Raw genomic sequence first — 17844 nt, 5'->3', positions numbered from 1 at the left:
AACCGATTCGACGGAGATTCCGGGTTCCACACACGCGGGAGCGCGTCTCAGGCGCTTTCCCACCAGAATCTCCGTCGAATCGGTGCGTGCAGGCTGGCTAGGCGCGGCTGGCCGCGACCCATTCGGCGAGCTTGGCCGTAGCGGCCCCTGAATCGATGGATTCCGCTGCCACGGCCAGCTTGTCGCGGAATCGGTCGAGGATGCTCGACTGCGCGGACACCGGATTCTTCGCAAGATCGAAGGCGACAAGACCGGCCGCTGCGTTGAGGAGCACGATGTCGCGCACGGCGCCCGCCTGTCCGGCGAGCGTCTGGTGCACGACCTCCGCGTTGTGCTCCGGATCGCCGCCGAGGAGTTCGCTCATCGAGGCGCGGCGGATGCCGAGCTCGCGCGGGTCGATGTCATGCTCGGTCACGAGTCCCCGGGAGACCTCCCAGACGTGACTGTGACCGGTCGTCGTGAGTTCATCGAGACCGTCGTCCCCGCGGAAGACGAGCGCGGCAGCTCCGCGGGTCTGGAAGACACCGACGATGAGCGGTACCCGGTCGAGTCCGGCGACACCGACAGCGGAGGCTTCCGGACGCGCCGGGTTGCAGAGCGGGCCGAGGTAGTTGAACACCGTCGGGATGCCCAGCTCGGCCCTGACCGGTCCGGCGTGACGGAATCCTGGGTGGAATGCCGCCGCATAGGCGAAGGTGATCCCGGTCGCCTCGAGGATCTCGGCGACCTTCTCGGCGGAGAGGGTCAGGTCGATGCCCAGCGCCGAGAGCACGTCCGAGGCGCCCGATGCCGAACTCGCGGCCCTGTTCCCGTGCTTGATCACCGGAACGCCCGCGCCGGCACAGACGATCGAAGCCATCGTCGAAATGTTGACGGTGCCGAAACGGTCACCGCCGGTGCCGACGATATCGAGCGCCATCGGGTTGACCGGGAGGGCGACGGCATGCTCGAGGATGGCGTCACGAAAACCGACGATCTCGTCGACGGTCTCCCCCTTGGCGCGCAAGGCGACGAGGAACCCGGCGATCTGGGCCTGGGTCGCGTGCCCCTGCATCACCTGCTCCATGCTCCACGCCGCATCGGAGACACTCAGGTCCTCTCCACTGAGCAGGGCGCTGAGGACATTGGGCCAGGACTGGATTTCGAGCATGAAACCGATCTTAAGCGCATCGGCTCCCGCGTTCCGAATCTGCTCCAGCGGCGCTTTCGTTCCAATCTGGTTACCTTTTGGGTAAATGACGCACCCGCGTCCGCATGGTGCGCACCCCGGCTGCGAAATCGGCCATAATGGACGAGTGACGAGCCCTTCGATAACTTATTCAGCCACAGCGCCCGTGGTTAATCGGCCCAACAGCGTTGCTGTCGGCACCATTGTGTGGCTGGGCAGCGAAGTCATGTTCTTCGCGGGCCTGTTCGCCATCTACTTCACGCTCCGGTCGACATCGCCGGAACTCTGGCAATTCGAAGCCGAGAAGCACAATTTTCCCTACGCACTCGTGAACACCCTGATCCTCGTCTCCTCGTCGATCACCTGCCAGTTCGGCGTGTTCGCCGCGGAGCGTCTCCAGGCCCGCTCAACGGGCTGGAAGCCCAGCCAGTGGGGCATGGTCGAGTGGTTCTTCCTGACGTACGCCCTCGGCGCCGTCTTCGTTTCCGGGCAGATCTGGGAGTACGCCACCCTGGTCTCCGAGGGCGTTTCGCTGCAGAGCAACGCATACGGATCGGCGTTCTACCTCACCACCGGCTTCCACGGCATCCACGTCACGGCCGGCCTGATCGCCTTCCTCCTCGTCATCGGCCGCGGGTTCGCGGTCAAGAACTTCGGTCACAAGGAGGCGACGAGCGCCATCGTCGTCTCGTACTACTGGCACTTCGTCGATGTCGTCTGGATCGGCCTCTTCCTCGTCATTTACGTCCTCAAATAGAGATCCGGAGCGGACACCTCAGAATGACCAAGACCAACACCCCCAAGCCGGCCCGCGTGCGCAAGTCCGGCCGCCGCAGCCCACTTGCCAGTGTCGCCCTGATCGCCATCGGCCTCCTCTTCACGGGCGGCGCCTATGCGCTGTTCAGCACGAGCACCGCGAGTGCCCAGACGGATGCCTCGTCTCAGCAGACCATCGGAGAGGGCCAGAAGCTTTTCGCGAGCAACTGCGCCACCTGTCACGGCCTCGGCGCCGCGGGAACCGGATCCGGCCCGAGCCTCATCGGTGTCGGTGCGGCATCCGTCGATTTCCAGGTCGGCACCGGCCGGATGCCCATGCAGATGGACGGGCCTCAGGCTGAGAAGAAGGCCGTCGTGTTCACGGACGAACAGATCGCAGCCCTCGCCGCATACGTCGCCTCCCTCGCCCCCGGGCCGGCCATCCCGGATGCGCGGTACCTCGACGCGCAGGGCGATTCCGCCAAGGGCGCCGAGCTCTTCCGCATCAACTGCGCGATGTGCCACAACGTCGCAGGCGCCGGAGGCGCCCTCACGGAGGGCAAGTTCGCACCCGCACTCGACGGCGTCTCCGCCCAGCACATCTATGAGGCCATGATCACGGGACCGCAGAGCATGCCGGTCTTCAACGACATGAACATCTCACCGGAGAGCAAACGCGACATCATCACGTACCTCAAGTACCTCGAGAACAACCCGTCCCCGGGCGGATACGCCCTCGGCTCGCTCGGTCCGGTTTCCGAAGGACTGTTCCTCTGGATCTTCGGACTCGGCGCGATCGTCGGGTTGACGGTGTGGATCACCGCAAAATCGAACTGACCCGCATCCGAACAGGGCGCGGAATCAGAATCATGCAGCAGACACACCTGCTCAGCACACAACTGCACGACACACAGCAGACAAAGGAGCACAATGGCCACGGACGATAACAGCGGGAAGGACCTCACCGCTGCTGACTCCGGCGCCGGGCACGACCCCGCGAACGCCGGCACGGCCGTTGTCGTGCGCGACGCCGTGGACAACCCCGGATTCCCGCCGCACCGCCCCCGCGTCACCGACCTGAACCCGAGCGCCGAGCGCCGTGCCGAGCGCACGGTGTACACGCTCTTCTACCTCTCGATCGTCGGCAGCGTTTTTGCTATCGCCGCGTACATGGCGTTCCCGATCGTGGAAACCGACCCGGGTTCCGTGCGGCTGAACAACCTCTTCATTGGCCTCGGTCTGGCCCTCGCGCTCCTGGCGATCGGCATCGGCGCCGTCCACTGGGGCAAGGCGCTGATGAGCGACCACGAAGGCATCGATGTCCGGCACCCGGTCCGCGGCTCAGACGAGACGAGGGCCAGGGCGGTCGAAATCTTCGCCGAAGCCAACGAGGAATCCGGGATCGGACGACGCAGCCTCATTCGGAACAGCCTGATCGGCGCGCTCATCGCCTTCCCCCTTCCCGCGGTCGTGCTCTTCCGCGGCCTCGGCCCGATGAACGAGAACCCTTCCGAGCTGCTCACCCACACGATGTGGACGAAGGGGACCCGACTGGCGATCGACCCGACCGGCACACCAATCAAGGCCTCGGACGTCACCCTCGGCTCCGCCTTCCACGTCATTCCGGAGGGTCTGCAGGACCTTCCGAGCGGTCGTCTGGAAGAGAAGGCCAAGGCGGCCGTGCTGCTGATGCGCCTCAAGCCCGAGGACCTCAACGAACTCCCCGAGCGTGCAGGCTGGTCGTACGACGGCATCGTCGCGTATTCCAAGATCTGCACCCATGTCGGCTGCCCCGTCGCCCTCTACGAACAGCAGACCCACCACCTGCTCTGCCCGTGCCACCAGTCACAGTTCGACGTGTCGAACCACTGCGAGGTCATCTTCGGGCCGGCCAAGCGGCCGCTCCCCCAGCTGCCCATCGCCGTAGACTCTGAGGGCTACCTCATTGCGCAGAGCGATTTCACTGAACCCGTCGGACCGAGTTTCTGGGAGCGGCATTGAGTATCACGAAAACGACCACAGGCGTGGTCGAGACGACGAAAACCAACGGCGGCTTCACGGGCGCGGCGGCGAACTACATCGACGAGCGCACGAGCATCTCCACCGCGGTGAAGGAACTCGGCAGGAAGATCTTTCCAGACCACTGGTCCTTCCTCCTCGGTGAGGTTGCCCTCTACAGCTTCGTCATCATCCTGCTGTCCGGGACGTTCCTGACGTTCTTCTTCAGCGCCTCGATGGCACCCGTCCACTACGAAGGCTCGTACGTTCCGCTCAAGGGCGTCGAAATGTCGGCGGCGATGTCCTCGTCGCTCAATATCTCCTTCGACATCCGCGGCGGCCTCCTGATGCGCCAGGTGCACCACTGGGCTGCGCTGCTGTTCGTGGCGTCCATCGGCCTGCACATGCTCCGGATCTACTTCACGGGTGCGTTCCGCAAGCCCCGCGAACTCAACTGGGTCATCGGCTTCATCCTGTTCATCCTCGCGATGGCAGAGGGCTTCACCGGATATTCCCTCCCCGACGATCTGCTCTCCGGTAACGGCCTGCGGATCATCGACGGAATGGTCAAGGGCATCCCGCTGATCGGAACCTGGATCTCCTTCCTGCTCTTCGGCGGCGAGTTCCCGGGCGAGGCGATCGTGGGTCGGCTCTACTCGCTCCACATCCTGCTGCTGCCCGCGATCATCATCGCCCTCATCGCGATGCACCTGCTCTTCGTCGTCGTGCACAAGCACACCCAGTACCCCGGTGCCGGACGCACGAACCAGAACGTCGTCGGCTACCCGGTCCTCCCGGTCTATGCCGCCAAGGCCGGCGGGTTTTTCTTCATCGTCTTCGGTGTCGTGATGCTGATCGCCTCACTGTTCACGATCAACCCGATCTGGAACTACGGACCCTATGACCCCTCCCCCGTCTCGGCGGGTACCCAGCCGGACTGGTACATCGGCTTTGCCGACGGGGCCCTGCGCCTGATTCCGCCGGGACTCGAGTTCGTCTGGCTCGACCGCACCTGGTCGTTCAACATCCTGATCCCTCTGATCAGCCTCGGACTCTTCATCCTGGTCGTGTTGATCTACCCCTTCATCGAGGCCTGGGTCACCGGGGACAAGCGCGAGCACCACATCCTCGATCGCCCGCGCAACGCCCCGACCCGCACGGCGATCGGCGCGGCCGGCGTGACGTTCTACGCCGCGCTCTGGTCGACCGCATCCTCGGACATCATCGCCACGCACTTCCACGTGACGATGGAGGGCGTCATCCACGCCTGTCAGTTCGCCACGATCGTCGGACCGTTCATCGCGTTCTTCGTCGCCAAGCGGGTCTGCCTCGCGCTGCAGAAGAAGGATCGCGAGATCGTCCTGCACGGTTACGAATCCGGCCGGATCGTCCGCCTGCCCGGTGGCGAGTACATCGAGGTGCACCAGCCCGTCGACGAGTACGAGCGCTGGAAGCTCGTGAGCTACTCGGACTACAAGCCGCTGATGATCCGCCCGAACGACCAGGGCAAGATCACGACCGGCCAGCGCCTGCGCGGCGGACTCTCTCGCTGGTTCTTCGAGGACCGGATTGTTCCGGTCACCACGACGGAGCTCGAGCAGAGCCACGGAGACCACCACTAACCAGCGGTAGTTCCACATTCAACACAACACAACATGAACAGATCGGGCATCGATGTCCCTCCAGACCCTGTCGGAGTGGCTTCGGTGCCCGAACTGTTTGTCGCCCCTCGCGGCGAACGGCGGCCTCGTGCTGCGGTGTGCTTCCGGGCATTCCTTCGACGCCAACCGGCGCGGCTATCTGTCGCTCCTGGGCGGGCGCAGCCACGTGGTCGGTGACAGCGCCGCGATGCTCGACGCGCGTGAGGCCTTCCTCGAAGCCGGCTGGTACGAAGACCTGCGCACGGCCGTCACGACGCTCATCGCAGCGGAACAGCCCGCTCGGGTGCTCGACATCGGCTGTGGCACCGGGTACTACCTCCGCGGAGTGACCGAAGCCTGTCCGACCGCCGGATACCTCGGAATGGACCTCTCCCCCGTCGCCGTGGCCCGAACTGTGGCCGCTGCCCGCACCGTCGCCGCGCCTGGGCACGAACATGCTGCAGCCTCAGGCGGCAGGCTCCCTGAACCGCCGCACGTGGACGGGCTCGTCGCCGACGTCTGGGCCGACCTTCCGGTGCGGACCGGAGTCGCCGATGCCCTCCTGAACGTCTTCGCACCGCGGAACCCGGCCGAATTCCATCGCGTGCTGCGCGACAGGGGTCTCCTCGCCGTCGTCGTTCCCCACGACGACCATCTTCGCGAGCTCAGGGATGCCGGACTGGCCCTCGATATCCCGCCGAACAAAGCCGAGGACCTCAGGGACTCCCTGCAGCCCTGGTTCGCCCTGGAGACCCGGATCAGGGTCACCAGTCGTCACGACCTCGGCGCGGACGCCGTTGCCGTCCTGATCGGCATGGGCCCGTCGGCACATCACACCGGGACGGAGGCCATCGCAGGCCGCTGGCCTTCCCGCAGTCCCGTGACGTTCTCCTTCGACGTGCTCGGCTTCCGGCGCCGCGCCCTGCACGCTCTCACCCATTAACGCGAAAGCGGGTGAGCCGCCGTCTCAGGAATCGAGACCAACTGCTCACCCGCTTTCGCGGACCGGCTAGCGCGCGAAGTTACCGCGGTAGTACTCGTAGACCCAGCCGATGAGGCAGATCACGCCGATGCCGACCGCGATGATCGAGATCCAGAACCCGATCGCGAGGCCGAGGAAAAGCAACGCAGCACTGGCGGCGAGGAGGATGGGCCACCAGCTCCACGGGCTGAAGAAGCCGACTTCGGGATCGCCGTCGTCGACGTTGGCGTCGAGGCGGTCCTCTGGAAGCTCTCCTCCCTGAGCGCCGTGCACCCGGGACAGGTAGAAGGCGACGAAGCTCACGAACACGGAGCTCAGTGCCAGGGCGAAGGTCCCCGCCCATTCGATGCTGTGCTGGTGCGGGTCGACGAGACCCCAAACGATGTACGCGACCGTGACGAGGGCGAAGAAGCCCGCGAGCAGCCAGAGCAGGTTGGTGTTTGCCCTCATTTATTTGACCTCGTTCGTTGCGGCGTCGTAGACGGGGGCATCGGGCGCGTCCTTGCCCGGCCCGATCCCGACCGGCATGGCGACCTCGGGGTGGTTGAGGTCGAAGGCCGGCCGCTCCGAGCGGATGCGCGGAATCGACGTGAAGTTGTGCCGCGGCGGCGGGCACGACGTGGCCCACTCGAGGGAGGCTCCGAAGCCCCACGGGTCGTTGACCGTGACCTTCGGCGCCTTGCGGGCAGTGATGTACACGTTCAGGAAGAACGGGATCATCGAGACGGCGAGGATCATCGACCCGATGGTGGACAGCTGGTTCATCCAGGTGAAGCCGTCCTCCGGAGAGTACGAGGCGTAGCGGCGCGGCATGCCGACCACTCCGAGCCAGTGCTGCACGAGGAAGGTGGTGTGGAATCCGATGAACAGGAACCAGAAGTGCCACTTGCCGAGGCTCTCGTTGAGCATCTTGCCCGTCCACTTCGGCCACCAGAAGTAGAAGCCGCTGAACATGGCGAACACGACGGTTCCGAAGATGACGTAGTGGAAGTGCGCCACGACGAAGTACGTGTCGGAGACGTGGAAGTCGAGCGGCGGCGAGGCGAGGATGACACCGGTGAGCCCGCCGAACGTGAAGGTGACGAGGAAGCCGAGCGCCCACAGCATCGGCGTCTCGAAGGTCAGGGACCCCCGCCACATCGTGCCGATCCAGTTGAAGATCTTCACACCGGTCGGAACCGCGATGAGCATCGTCATGAGCGAGAAGAACGGCAGCAGCACCGAACCGGTCACGTACATGTGGTGGGCCCAGACCGCCACCGACAGGGCGGCGATCGAAATGGTCGCGTAGATGAGCGTCTTGTACCCGAAGATCGGCTTGCGGCTGAAGACCGGGAACACCTCGGAGACGATGCCGAAGAACGGCAGCGCGATGATGTACACCTCGGGGTGGCCGAAGAACCAGAACAGGTGCTGCCAGAGGATGGCACCGCCGTTGGCCGGGTCGTAGATGTGCGAGAGGAAGATGCGGTCAGAGGCCGCTGCAAGGAGGGCCGCGGCGAGCACCGGGAACGCCATCAGGACCAGCAGCGAGGTGACGAGCGTGTTCCAGGTGAAGATCGGCATCCGGAACATGGTCATGCCGGGGGCGCGCATCGTGATGATGGTCGTGATGAAGTTCACCGCGCCGAGAATGGTGCCGAAACCGGACAGTCCCAGGCCCACCATCCACAGGTTTCCGCCGACGCCGGGCGAGAAGGTCGTGCTCGCGAGCGGTTGGTAGGCGAACCAGCCGAAGGATGCTGCTCCCTGCGGCGTCAGGAACCCGCCGACGGCGATGAGGCTGCCGAAGAAGAATGCCCAGAACGAGAAGGCGTTGAGGCGCGGGAAGGCGACGTCAGGAGCGCCGATCTGCAGGGGCATCAGCGAGTTCGCGAAGCCGAAGAACAACGGCGTCGCGAACATCAGCAGCATGATCGTTCCATGCATCGTGAAGAGCTGGTTGTACTGCTCCTTGGTCTGCACGACCTCGAGGCCGGGCTCGAAGAGCTGCGCGCGGATGACGAGCGCCATCACGCCGGCGAGGCAGAAGTAGACGAAGGAGGTGATGAGGTACATGTACCCGATCACCTTGTGGTCGGTGGAGGTGATCCAGCGGACGAGGACGTTGCCCTTGCGCTCGACGCCCGTGGGACGACGGGTAGCGGCCGGGGCTGCCGGCGTCGCGGGTGCTGCGGGTGCGGTTGTGGTCATGGCCTACTTGCCTTCCTCTACCGCCGGGGCGGACGTGCCCGGAAGATTCTGGTTGCGGTTGTACCCGTTGTCGAGTTGCCCGGAGTTGCCCGCGGCCTTGAGCGAGGCCGTGTACGCCTCGTAGTCGGCCTCTGACACGACCTTGACGTTGAAGAGCATGAGCGAGTGGTACTCACCGCACAGCTCGGCGCACTTGCCGGAATAGGTGCCGATCCGTTCAGGGATGACCGACATGTAGTTGGTCTTCCCCGGGATCATGTCCTTCTTGTAGAGGAAGTCGATGACCCAGAAGGAGTGGATGACGTCGCGGGATTCGAGCGCGAGTTCGACCTTCTTGCCCACCGGGAGGACGAGCGTCGGCAACTCGGCTTCGACGAGCGAGCCCTTGGGCCCGTCGAGGTTCGGCTGGCCCTGGATGCCGGCGGAGTAGACGTTCTCGTTGACGTAGTTGAAGTCCCAGGCCCACTGCTTGCCGATGACCTCGATCTTCACGTCCGGTGAGTCGAAGCGGGCCTCGATGGCGGCCTGGTCCCTCGCGGTGAATGCGAAGAAACCGATGACGAGGATGAGAGGAACGATCGTGTAGAAGATCTCGATCGGCATGTTGTACCGCAGCTGGACCGGAAGTCCGGTCTGGCCCTTGCGGCGCCGGTAGACGATCACGGCCCAGATTGTCAGGCCCCAGGTGATCAGGCCGACGATCAGGAGCACGATCCAGGATGTCGTCCAGAGTCCGGCGACGCGGTCGGTCTGGTTCGTCACCGCCGGTTCGCCCTCGACGAAGCCGGGCAGGAAGCCGTGGAGCTGGGCTTGGGTGCACCCCGCTAGAACAATGACCAACGACGCTGCGATCGGAATTGCAGCCCATCGGAGACGGTGGTTTTTGCGCACCAGTAACCTTTCGGGGAGTCTCGACATCACTTCATCGGAAGTGCCTCTGTGTGAATGACAGCCTACTGCGCGGGATGCGCTTCGGGGTGCAGCGCAGGCGCTGATCCGGTAACGAATCCACGCCAAGATGCCGGGCGGCCTGCCCGGCATCGTCTGTGGTTCCCTAGCTGAACGAGTCCCCGCAGGCGCAGCTGCCGCCGGCGTTGGGGTTGTCGATGGTGAAGCCCTGCTTCTGGATGGTGTCCTCGAAGTCGATCGAGGCCCCGTCCAGGTACGGAACGCTCATTTTGTCGACGACGACCTCGACACCGTCGAAGTCGACGAGCGCGTCACCGTCGAGCACACGCTCGTCGAAGTAGAGCTGGTAGATGAGGCCGGAGCAGCCGCCGGGCTGGACGGCGACGCGGAGGCGCAGGTCCTCACGGCCCTCCTGGGCGAGCAGGCTTCGTACCTTCAGCGCTGCGGCCTCGCTCAGGCCCACTCCGTGGGCGGCGGTGCTGGTTGTGATGGTGTCGGTCATGACGCTCCTTGCGCTGTGCTCGAATTCTGACAGATTCTACCTGCAGCAACGGTGAGTCCGCCGCAGTAATTCCCGCCTGCCGGTCTCTCGTCTCTGACCGGGGCTGATGGGTTCATCGGGTGGGGGCCTCCAGAGTCCCGGTGCGGCGGTTGAGCCGGTCGAGCAGGAACGCCTCGGCGAGGACTGCCCGTTTGAACACGCCCAGGTGGAGGGACTCGTTGGGGCTGTGCGCCCGGGAATCGGGGTCTTCGACACCCGTGACGAGGATCTGGGCCTCCGGGAACACCCGCACGAGGTCCGAGATGAACGGAATGGAGCCGCCGATGCCGACGTTGACCGGGGGCTTGCCCCAGGCATCCGTCATCGCACCGAGCGCGAGCGGCACGGCCCAGCCGCTGTCGTCGACGAGGAACGCCTCGCCGGTGTCGACGTCGTCGATGGTGATGCTCGCCCCGTACGGGACGTGGGCGCGCAGGTGCGCCTCGAGGGCCTGGTAAGCCTCAGCAGCGGGCTGTCCTGGTGCGATCCGGGTGCTGAGACGCACGCTCACGACCGGGGACAGGGTGTTCGACGCGTTCGCGACGCTCGGGGCGTCGATGCCTGTGATCGTGATGGCGGGCTGGGACCAGAGCCTGCTGAGCAGCGGGCCGTGGCCGATGGGCGTCGCACCATCGAGGAGGCCGGTTTCCAGGCGCAGCTGTTCCTCGGTGTATTCGGGTGCGGGGACGTCCCGACTCGTGAGCCCGTCGACGGCCACGGAGCCGTCTTCCGCGTAGAGGCTCGCGAGGAGGCGCACGGTTGCCATCATGGCGTCGGGCACCGCTCCCCCGTACATTCCGGAGTGGGAGGCGTGGTCGAGAGTGCGCACGGTCAGTCGGAAGGTGACGTTGCCCCGCAGGGCGACCGTGAGGGCGGGGGTGTCCACGTCCCAATTGTTGGAGTCGGCGACGACGATGACGTCGGCGCGGAGCGACTCCCGGTTGTCCTCGAGGAATGCCGCGAACGAGCGACTGCCGAACTCCTCCTCACCCTCGATGAACACGGCGATTCCGAGGTCGAAGTCGGGGCCGGCCGTCTCGGCGAGTGCCCGGATCGACGCTACGTGCGCCATCACCCCTGCCTTGTCGTCCGCTGCGCCTCTTCCGTAGAGCCGATCCCCGCGAACGGTCGGCTCGAACGGGGTGGATTCCCAGTCGATGTCGTGGCCGGGGGGCTGCACATCGTGGTGGGCATAGAGCAGGACCGTGGGTCGGCCGTTGCGGGCCGGCCGGTGGGCGAGCACGGCAGGCTGGCCCAGTTCCGTGGTGCCGGGAATTCCCGACCGGGTCACGACAACCTCGTCGAAGACGTTGAGCCCCCGCACCAGGGCGGCGACGGCCTCCGCGCTTTCCGCCACCCTGGCCGGATCGAACGCGTCCCAGGACACGGACGGGATGCGCACGAGGGCGCACAGGTCGGCAATCGTGGCGGGAAGGGCGGCCTCGACCGCGGCGCGCACAGGCGCGTCGGCGAGTGCGGCTTCGGGTGCAGTATCTGGAGTAACGGTCATCAGGTAATCTTAAGCCAACTAATTGCAAGGAACTGATGTGGCCAAGCCAGTGAACCCAGACGCACAATCGCCGATTGAATCGATCGACGAGACGAGGGCGCGCCTCGCCGCCGCCCACCCCGCCGGCCACCCGGAAGGGAAGGGCCAGCCGACGCCGAGCCGTAAGGAGCAGGAGGCCGCCAACCGGCGCCCCCTCGTGCCGGACGACCGCAAGCTCGCGGCACGCCAGGCACGTGCCAAGTCCGCGGAGACCCGCGACAGGGCCAGGATCGGCATGGCCGCCGGTGAGGACAAGTTCCTCCCCGTCCGCGAGCGCGGCCCGCAGAAGCGCTTCGTGCGCGACTACGTGGACGCCCGGGTGAACATCGGCGAGTTCATGATCCCGGTGATGTTCCTCGTCATCCTCCTCACGTTCTTCCCCGACCGTAACGTGCAGACCTACGGGATCCTCGCGCTCTGGGCCTTCTTCCTGATCGCCGTCGTGGACTGCACCGTGCTCGGCTTCACCCTCACCCGGAAGGTCAAAGCGAAGTTCGGCGACGCGAAGGCGGAGCGCGTGCGCTGGTATGCGGCGATGCGCGCGCTCCAGCTGCGAGCAATGCGGCTTCCGAAGCCCCAGGTCAAGCGCGGCCAGTACCCCTCCTGAGCATCAGGCTCTCCCTCAGGCCCGTCCCCCCGGGGGCGGGCCTGAGGTGTTCCCCCGTGCGGATGCCGCGGCTACGCGCCGAAGGCACCGTCGCGGATCACGGGGACGCGCAATTCCTCGTCCGTGAGCGACCCGTGCTGGCCGATCATCGACCGGGCGGACTGGTTCGGCTCGCGGGAGTCGTAGTATGCGACGGCCTTCCGCGCGGCCACGATCACGTCGCCGATCCTGGGCAGCACTTCGTCATCGACCCTGCCGAAGAGTCCGGCCGTGACCGCCTCCGCACGCGTGAAGATCCACGCCCGGTCGCCCTCGACCGCGCGCCAGGTTTCGGCCAGCATGGTCGCCGCCTCTGACGCGGACGTTCCGGCGTCGCCGCGGGACTCGTCGAGGTACAGGTAGAGGCAGCGCGGGTCTCCCCCGATGTGCCGCACCGGCGCGACGAGTTCGGGAACGCTGTCGAAGAGCACGTGTTTCGTGGCGGGGACGTCGAGGACGCCGTGGTCTGCGGTGACGATGAGCCCCTCGTCCCGATGCATACCGGCAGCGAAGCGCCCGGCGGCCGAGTCGAGGGCTTCGAGGGCCGCGAGCCATTTCGCGGACTCCCAGCCGTGCGCGTGTGCGGCGACGTCGAGTTCGGGCACGTACAGGTAGACGAGGGCGCGCGACTCGGTGTCCAGCAGGGCACGGGCCGCCGCGAACCGATCGGAGATGCTCTCCGCCGGCACGTAGTGCGCACCACGGAGGGACGCGAGGGTGAATCCGGAGTGGGCGTAGCGCTTCGGGCCGATGGTGAAACTCGGCACACCGTCATCGGCGGCGTGTTCGAAGACGGTACGGGTCCGCTGCCACGTTTCCGGCGGCATCCGTTCGTCCCAGCCACTCAGCTGGTTGACGACCCTGTCGTTGGCGGCGTCGAGGGCCCGGTAGCCGACGAGCCCGTGCCGACCGGGTTCGACCCCGGTGGTCAGGCTCGTGATCGCTGCGGCGGTCGTGGCGGGGAAGACTGTATCGACGACCCCGGCCCTGGTCAGTTTCGACATGAGGTACCGGGCGTGGCCTGCCCGTGCCCGCAGCGAGCTGACGCCGAGGCCGTCGACGAGCACGACGACGGCCTTGTCGACAGCGGCGAGGGCAAGCGCATTCTCCCGGCCGAGGACCGCAGCGTGGCAACTTGACAGGACGTCGGCAAGGCGCAGCGCACTGAATTGGCGGGCCGGTAGCATGGGGGGCATTGGGTCAAGTCTGTCATGGACACGGCCCTGCACTGGCGCGCAGCCTGCGCGCCCACCCGATCGTGCCGCTGGTCCTGCCACCGGAGCACCCCAAGCAGAATTCACGAATGAGTCGCACACCCGCTACCCCGCCCGCAGCATTCACCGAACGCATCGAGGACGTCGATGTCTCGACGGAGATGCAGGGATCGTTCCTGGAGTACGCGTACTCGGTGATCTATTCCCGCGCCCTCCCCGACGCGAGGGACGGGCTCAAGCCCGTGCAGCGCCGGATCCTCTACCAGATGGCCGAGATGGGCCTGCGTCCGGACAAGGGCCACGTGAAGTCGGCGCGCGTCGTCGGCGAAGTGATGGGGAAGCTGCACCCGCACGGTGACACCGCGATCTACGACGCGCTCGTGCGGATGGCCCAGGCCTTCACCCTCCGCGTTCCCCTCATCGACGGCCACGGCAACTTCGGGTCCCTCGACGACGGCCCCGCCGCGCCGCGGTACACCGAGGCGCGCCTCGCAGCCCCCGCCCTCGCCATGACGGAAAACCTCGACGAGGACGTCGTTGACTTCGTCCCGAACTACGACAACCAGCTGACCCAACCGGATGTGCTCCCTGCCGCTTACCCGAACCTGCTCGTCAACGGGGCCGCGGGCATCGCCGTCGGCATGGCGACGAACATGGCGCCGCACAACCTCATCGAGGTCGTCGGCGCGGCGCGGCACCTGCTCGCGCACCCCGACGCGACGCTCGACGAGCTGATGGAATACGTTCCGGGACCCGACCTGCCGACCGGGGGGACGATCGTCGGTCTCTCGGGGATCAAGGATGCCTACCTCACGGGCCGCGGCAGTTTCAAGACCCGCGCCAAGGTCTCCGTCGAGGCCATCACGGCCCGGAAATCGGGCCTCGTCGTGACGGAGCTCCCCTATCTCGTCGGCCCGGAGCGGGTCATCGAGAAGATCAAGGACGGCGTCACCTCCAAGAAGCTCAGCGGCATCTCCGACGTCACAGACCTCACCGACCGCACCCACGGCTTGCGGCTCGTGATCGGCATCAAGACCGGCTTCAGCCCCCTGGCCGTTCTCGAACAGCTCTACCGCTACACCCCCCTCGAGGATTCCTTCAACATCAACGCGGTCGCCCTCGTGGACGGCGGACCGCAGACCCTCGGCCTGCGCGAGCTGCTGTCCGTCTACGTCGGCCACCGGATCGAGGTCGTCACCCGGCGCAGCGCCTACCGCCTGGCCAGGCGCACGGAACGCCTGCACCTCGTCGAGGGCCTCCTCATTGCCATCGTCGACATCGACGAGGTCATCCAGGTGATCCGCACGAGCGACGACACCGAGCAGGCCCGCACGCGCCTGATCGACGTCTTCGAGCTGAGCCACATCCAGGCCGAGTACATCCTCGAACTCCGTCTGCGCCGCCTCACCCGCTTCTCCCAGATCGAACTCGAGGCCGAACGCGACCAGCTCCTCGCCGAGATCGCCCTCCTCGAAGAACTGCTCGGGAGCAAGCAGGCCATCCGCACCCTCGTCTCCGACGAGCTCGCCGCCGTGGCGGAGAAGTTCGGCACCCCGCGCCGCACCCTCCTCACCGAGGCCAAGCCGAGCATCGCCGGCGCCGTCGCCAAACGCAACGCCCCGGTGCTCGAACTCACCGACACGCCGACCAGGGTCTACCTGAGTGCCACCGGTCGCATCGCCAGGGTCGACCTCGCCGCCATCGAGCCCACTGCTGACGACCCCTTCGATCCCGATGCCCTCCCGGCTGGAGACGCCGCGACGGAGACCGGTGACGCGGCATCCGCGCCCCGGACCAGGACCGTGCCCACCCAGCGGCGCAGCAAGCACGACGCCGTGCTCTCCACCCTGGACACGACGAGCCGTGCAGAGGTCGGCGCCGTCACGAGCCGCGGCAGGCTGATCCGGTTCACCCCGGTCGACCTGCCCGTGATGCCGCCCACATCCATCCAGCTCGGCGCCGGCGTGCGCGTGGCCGACTACCTGGGCCTGACCGACAGGTCCGAGACCGTGCTCGCGCTCGTTTCCCTCGAGTCCGACCGCTCCATCGCGCTCGGAACCGCCTTCGGCACCGTCAAGCGCGTCGTCGCGGGCGACTGGGCGAACCGGCCTGACTTCGAGATCATCCAGCTCAAGCCGAAGGACTCCGTCATCGGGGCCGAGCAGGGCACGGAGGACGACGAGCTCGTCTTCGTCACGTCCGACGCCCAGCTCTTGAGGTTCCCGGCCGCATCGGTGCGGCCCCAGGGCCGCCTTGCCGGCGGAATGGCCGGGATCAAACTCGCAGCGGATGCCCGGGCCGTGTTCTTCACGAGTCTCGCGGCCGACGACGCGGAGACGGCCGTCGTCGCCACCGTCGCAGCGTCCAGCCACACCCTCGCCGGAACGGACCCCGGCAGTGCCAAGGTCTCCGAGTTCACCGAATTCCCCGCGAAGGGCCGGGCGACGTCCGGAGTCCGCGCCCACCGCTTCCTCAAGGGGGAAGACGCCATCGCCGTCGCGTGGGTCGGTCCGATGCCCGCCCGCGCGGTCGGTCCGGACGGAGCCCCGCGCACCCTTCCGGAAACCGGGGCCAGGCGGGATGCCTCTGGGACGATGCTCGAAGCTCTGGTCGGCACGATCGGCGCCCGGATCGCCTGAACCGGCCGGCCGGCTCATGCGTCCGGCTCATGCGGCCGGCTCAGACGGCTACAGTGTCCGAATGACTACACTTCCCGGCTCGGTCGTCCTCGTCGTCGGCGCGACCGGCGGCCTCGGCCGTGAAATCGCCCGGCAGCTCTCGGCCGCCGGAGCGACCCTTGTCCTGGCCGGGCGTGACACGGCCAGGCTCGCAGCCCTCGGGATCCCCGGCACGCTCGTCACGGGTGACCTCACCGACGTTTCGGCAGTCGACGCCCTGGTCGCCCGTGCGGTCCAGGCCACCGGAGGACTCGACGGGGTCGTCAACGCGGCCGGTGTCGTGGCCTTCGGGCCGGCACGTGAGCTCGGAGACGCGGCCATGGAGGAACTCTTCGCCGTGAACACGCTCGCGCCCATCCGCCTGCTCCGCGCCGCAGCGGACAGCCTCACGGCATCCGCCGCCGCCGGCAGGGAACCGTTCTTCGTGACCCTCAGCGGTGTCGTGAGCGAGAGCCCGACCGCGGGCCTTGCGGCGTACTCGGCGTCCAAGGCCGCCCTCGCAGCATTCGGACAGGCCGCGGGGCGGGAGCTTCGCCGCAGCGGCATCCGCATGATCGACGCCCGCCCCGGACACACCGAAACCGGCCTCGCCGACCACCCGATCTCAGGCGTCGCGCCGAACTTCCCTGCCGGTCTGCAGCCGGAGGCCGTGGCCGCGCGGATCGTCGGCGCCATCGCCGCCGGGGAGCGCGACCTGCCCAGTTCCGCGTTCGCCCCGCCCGCCTGACCTCCGCAGACCGGCGTTCGCTAGATTGTCGACCAGCCGCCGTCGGACATCAGGACGGCTCCATTGACGTTGGGCGAGTCCTCGCTCAGCAACCAGCAAATGGACGCGGCCAGCTCCTCCGGCTCCGCAGGGGCCGGAATGGTCGTCTGCATGATCGGTCCGAGACGCTCGGCGGCCCACGCGGACAGGAACGGAGCCTCGATGTTCGTCTTCACCGCGCCGGGCGCCACCGCATTGCAGCGCACCCCCTTCGGCCCGTAGAACAACGCCGTACTCTTGGTCAGTCCGATCACGGCGTGCTTGGACGCGCTGTACGTGGTGCCCGATGCCCCCGCGCGGATGCCTGCCTCGCTTGCGATGTTCACGATCCGCCCGAAACCGGCCGAGACCATGCCGGGCAGCACGGCACGCATCAGCCGCATCTGCGAGGTCACGTTCACCCGGAAGACCCGCTCCCACACCTCGTCGGTGATCTCCGCCGTCGGGAGGAACGAGTCCATGATCCCGGCATTGTTGACCAGCCCGTCGACCGTGGGTCCCGCGGCCAGCACGAGCGCGTCGACATCCGCTTGCAGGCTCACGTCGCCGGCCACGCCGACGAGCTCCCCGCTGCCGCTGCTCTGCTCCAGAGCCGCGAGACGCTCCGCCGAGATATCGGCGGCGATGACGCGGGCGCCCTCGCTGAGGAGCCGGAGCGCCGTCGCCCTCCCGATGCCGCTGCCCGCCCCGGTCACGATGACGGTCCGGCCCGTGAACCGTGCCTGCTGGAATCCTGCCTGGTCCGCCTGGGTGCTCATCTGGAATGCCCTCCGCCTTGTGCCGGCGCCAGTGCCGGCAATGTGC

The 17844-nt window shown here is 66.9% G+C and carries 16 protein-coding genes; 8 read left to right on the top strand and 8 right to left on the bottom strand.

Annotation, left to right across the window (positions count from 1 at the left end; all coding sequences use genetic code 11):
* Window positions 1-97: 97 nt before the first annotated feature.
* Entirely contained in the window at window positions 98-1150 is a 1053-nt protein-coding gene (trpD, locus tag E3O46_RS03230) for an anthranilate phosphoribosyltransferase (RefSeq protein WP_134561092.1), read from the bottom strand.
* A gap of 85 nt (window positions 1151-1235) precedes the next feature.
* Here trpD and ctaE point away from each other — a divergent pair, with 85 nt between their 5' ends.
* The 5 genes from ctaE (at window position 1236) to E3O46_RS03205 (ending at window position 6505) form a co-directional block, all read left to right on the top strand.
* A complete protein-coding gene (gene ctaE, locus E3O46_RS03225) occupies window positions 1236-1925 on the top strand; it encodes an aa3-type cytochrome oxidase subunit III (protein WP_134446538.1) in 690 nt (229 codons plus the stop codon).
* Between the two features lie 23 nt (window positions 1926-1948).
* On the top strand, window positions 1949-2761 hold the full coding sequence (gene qcrC, locus E3O46_RS03220) for a cytochrome bc1 complex diheme cytochrome c subunit (protein WP_134446537.1): 813 nt from the start codon (window positions 1949-1951) through the stop codon (window positions 2759-2761).
* A gap of 93 nt (window positions 2762-2854) precedes the next feature.
* Window positions 2855-3925 (top strand): cytochrome bc1 complex Rieske iron-sulfur subunit, encoded by a 1071-nt coding sequence (gene qcrA, locus E3O46_RS03215; RefSeq protein ID WP_134446536.1) that lies wholly within the window; start codon window positions 2855-2857, stop codon window positions 3923-3925.
* Window positions 3922-5544, top strand: coding sequence for a cytochrome bc1 complex cytochrome b subunit (qcrB, locus tag E3O46_RS03210; RefSeq protein WP_370294571.1), 1623 nt, complete (start codon window positions 3922-3924; stop codon window positions 5542-5544). The genes qcrA and qcrB overlap by 4 nt, the downstream gene beginning before the upstream one ends.
* A 52-nt stretch (window positions 5545-5596) precedes the next feature.
* Entirely contained in the window at window positions 5597-6505 is a 909-nt protein-coding gene (locus E3O46_RS03205) for a methyltransferase (RefSeq protein ID WP_134561091.1), read from the top strand.
* Window positions 6506-6571: 66 nt separating this feature from the next.
* On the opposite strand, the gene ctaF is transcribed toward E3O46_RS03205, so the two are convergent.
* From ctaF to E3O46_RS03180, 5 genes are all read right to left on the bottom strand, one after another.
* The gene (ctaF, locus tag E3O46_RS03200; protein WP_134446534.1) at window positions 6572-6994 is read right to left on the bottom strand and encodes an aa3-type cytochrome oxidase subunit IV; all 423 of its coding nucleotides are present in this window, start codon (window positions 6992-6994) and stop codon (window positions 6572-6574) included.
* On the bottom strand, window positions 6995-8737 hold the full coding sequence (gene ctaD, locus E3O46_RS03195) for an aa3-type cytochrome oxidase subunit I (protein WP_134446533.1): 1743 nt from the start codon (window positions 8735-8737) through the stop codon (window positions 6995-6997).
* 3 nt (window positions 8738-8740) lie between these two features.
* Window positions 8741-9628: an aa3-type cytochrome oxidase subunit II gene (gene ctaC, locus E3O46_RS03190; RefSeq protein WP_166787268.1), complete on the bottom strand. Its 888-nt coding sequence runs from the start codon at window positions 9626-9628 to the stop codon at window positions 8741-8743.
* 163 nt (window positions 9629-9791) lie between these two features.
* On the bottom strand, window positions 9792-10148 hold the full coding sequence (erpA, locus tag E3O46_RS03185) for an iron-sulfur cluster insertion protein ErpA (RefSeq protein ID WP_134446531.1): 357 nt from the start codon (window positions 10146-10148) through the stop codon (window positions 9792-9794).
* Between the two features lie 112 nt (window positions 10149-10260).
* Complete coding sequence (locus E3O46_RS03180; protein WP_134561090.1) at window positions 10261-11697, bottom strand: dipeptidase; 1437 nt, start codon at window positions 11695-11697, stop codon at window positions 10261-10263.
* 37 nt (window positions 11698-11734) lie between these two features.
* Between E3O46_RS03180 and E3O46_RS03175 the strand changes: the two genes are divergently transcribed.
* The gene (locus E3O46_RS03175; RefSeq protein ID WP_134558410.1) at window positions 11735-12343 is read left to right on the top strand and encodes a DUF3043 domain-containing protein; all 609 of its coding nucleotides are present in this window, start codon (window positions 11735-11737) and stop codon (window positions 12341-12343) included.
* Between the two features lie 71 nt (window positions 12344-12414).
* On the opposite strand, the gene E3O46_RS03170 is transcribed toward E3O46_RS03175, so the two are convergent.
* Window positions 12415-13578, bottom strand: coding sequence for an alkaline phosphatase family protein (locus tag E3O46_RS03170; protein ID WP_134561089.1), 1164 nt, complete (start codon window positions 13576-13578; stop codon window positions 12415-12417).
* Between the two features lie 107 nt (window positions 13579-13685).
* Here E3O46_RS03170 and E3O46_RS03165 point away from each other — a divergent pair, with 107 nt between their 5' ends.
* Complete coding sequence (locus E3O46_RS03165) at window positions 13686-16235, top strand: DNA gyrase/topoisomerase IV subunit A (RefSeq protein WP_134446527.1); 2550 nt, start codon at window positions 13686-13688, stop codon at window positions 16233-16235.
* Window positions 16236-16296: 61 nt separating this feature from the next.
* Window positions 16297-17001 carry an SDR family NAD(P)-dependent oxidoreductase gene (locus E3O46_RS03160; protein WP_134446526.1) on the top strand — a complete coding sequence of 235 codons (705 nt, stop codon included), beginning with the start codon at window positions 16297-16299 and terminating at the stop codon, window positions 16999-17001.
* Window positions 17002-17021: 20 nt separating this feature from the next.
* Here E3O46_RS03160 and E3O46_RS03155 read toward each other — a convergent pair whose 3' ends face one another.
* A complete protein-coding gene (locus E3O46_RS03155; protein WP_134446525.1) occupies window positions 17022-17798 on the bottom strand; it encodes an SDR family NAD(P)-dependent oxidoreductase in 777 nt (258 codons plus the stop codon).
* Between the last annotated feature and the right edge of the window lie 46 nt (window positions 17799-17844).

Source organism: Cryobacterium glucosi, from assembly GCF_004402235.1.
Lineage (GTDB): Bacteria > Actinomycetota > Actinomycetes > Actinomycetales > Microbacteriaceae > Cryobacterium > Cryobacterium glucosi.
The sequence above is the reverse complement of the archived record's forward strand: the minus strand, read 5'-3'. Positions and strand labels throughout refer to the sequence as shown.

Excerpts from the sequence above, each read along its gene's own strand:
- E3O46_RS03180 (WP_134561090.1), bottom strand. The coding sequence starts at position 11,697 with ATGACCGTTACTCCAGATACTGCACCCGAAGCCGCACTCGCCGACGCG.
- erpA (WP_134446531.1), bottom strand. The coding sequence starts at position 10,148 with ATGACCGACACCATCACAACCAGCACCGCCGCCCACGGAGTGGGCCTG.
- E3O46_RS03155 (WP_134446525.1), bottom strand. The coding sequence starts at position 17,798 with ATGAGCACCCAGGCGGACCAGGCAGGATTCCAGCAGGCACGGTTCACG.
- ctaF (WP_134446534.1), bottom strand. The coding sequence starts at position 6,994 with ATGAGGGCAAACACCAACCTGCTCTGGCTGCTCGCGGGCTTCTTCGCC.
- E3O46_RS03160 (WP_134446526.1), top strand. The coding sequence starts at position 16,297 with ATGACTACACTTCCCGGCTCGGTCGTCCTCGTCGTCGGCGCGACCGGC.
- qcrA (WP_134446536.1), top strand. The coding sequence starts at position 2,855 with ATGGCCACGGACGATAACAGCGGGAAGGACCTCACCGCTGCTGACTCC.
- E3O46_RS03205 (WP_134561091.1), top strand. The coding sequence starts at position 5,597 with ATGTCCCTCCAGACCCTGTCGGAGTGGCTTCGGTGCCCGAACTGTTTG.
- trpD (WP_134561092.1), bottom strand. The coding sequence starts at position 1,150 with ATGCTCGAAATCCAGTCCTGGCCCAATGTCCTCAGCGCCCTGCTCAGT.
- E3O46_RS03170 (WP_134561089.1), bottom strand. The coding sequence starts at position 13,578 with ATGCCCCCCATGCTACCGGCCCGCCAATTCAGTGCGCTGCGCCTTGCC.
- qcrC (WP_134446537.1), top strand. The coding sequence starts at position 1,949 with ATGACCAAGACCAACACCCCCAAGCCGGCCCGCGTGCGCAAGTCCGGC.
- ctaE (WP_134446538.1), top strand. The coding sequence starts at position 1,236 with ATGACGCACCCGCGTCCGCATGGTGCGCACCCCGGCTGCGAAATCGGC.
- ctaD (WP_134446533.1), bottom strand. The coding sequence starts at position 8,737 with ATGACCACAACCGCACCCGCAGCACCCGCGACGCCGGCAGCCCCGGCC.
- E3O46_RS03165 (WP_134446527.1), top strand. The coding sequence starts at position 13,686 with ATGAGTCGCACACCCGCTACCCCGCCCGCAGCATTCACCGAACGCATC.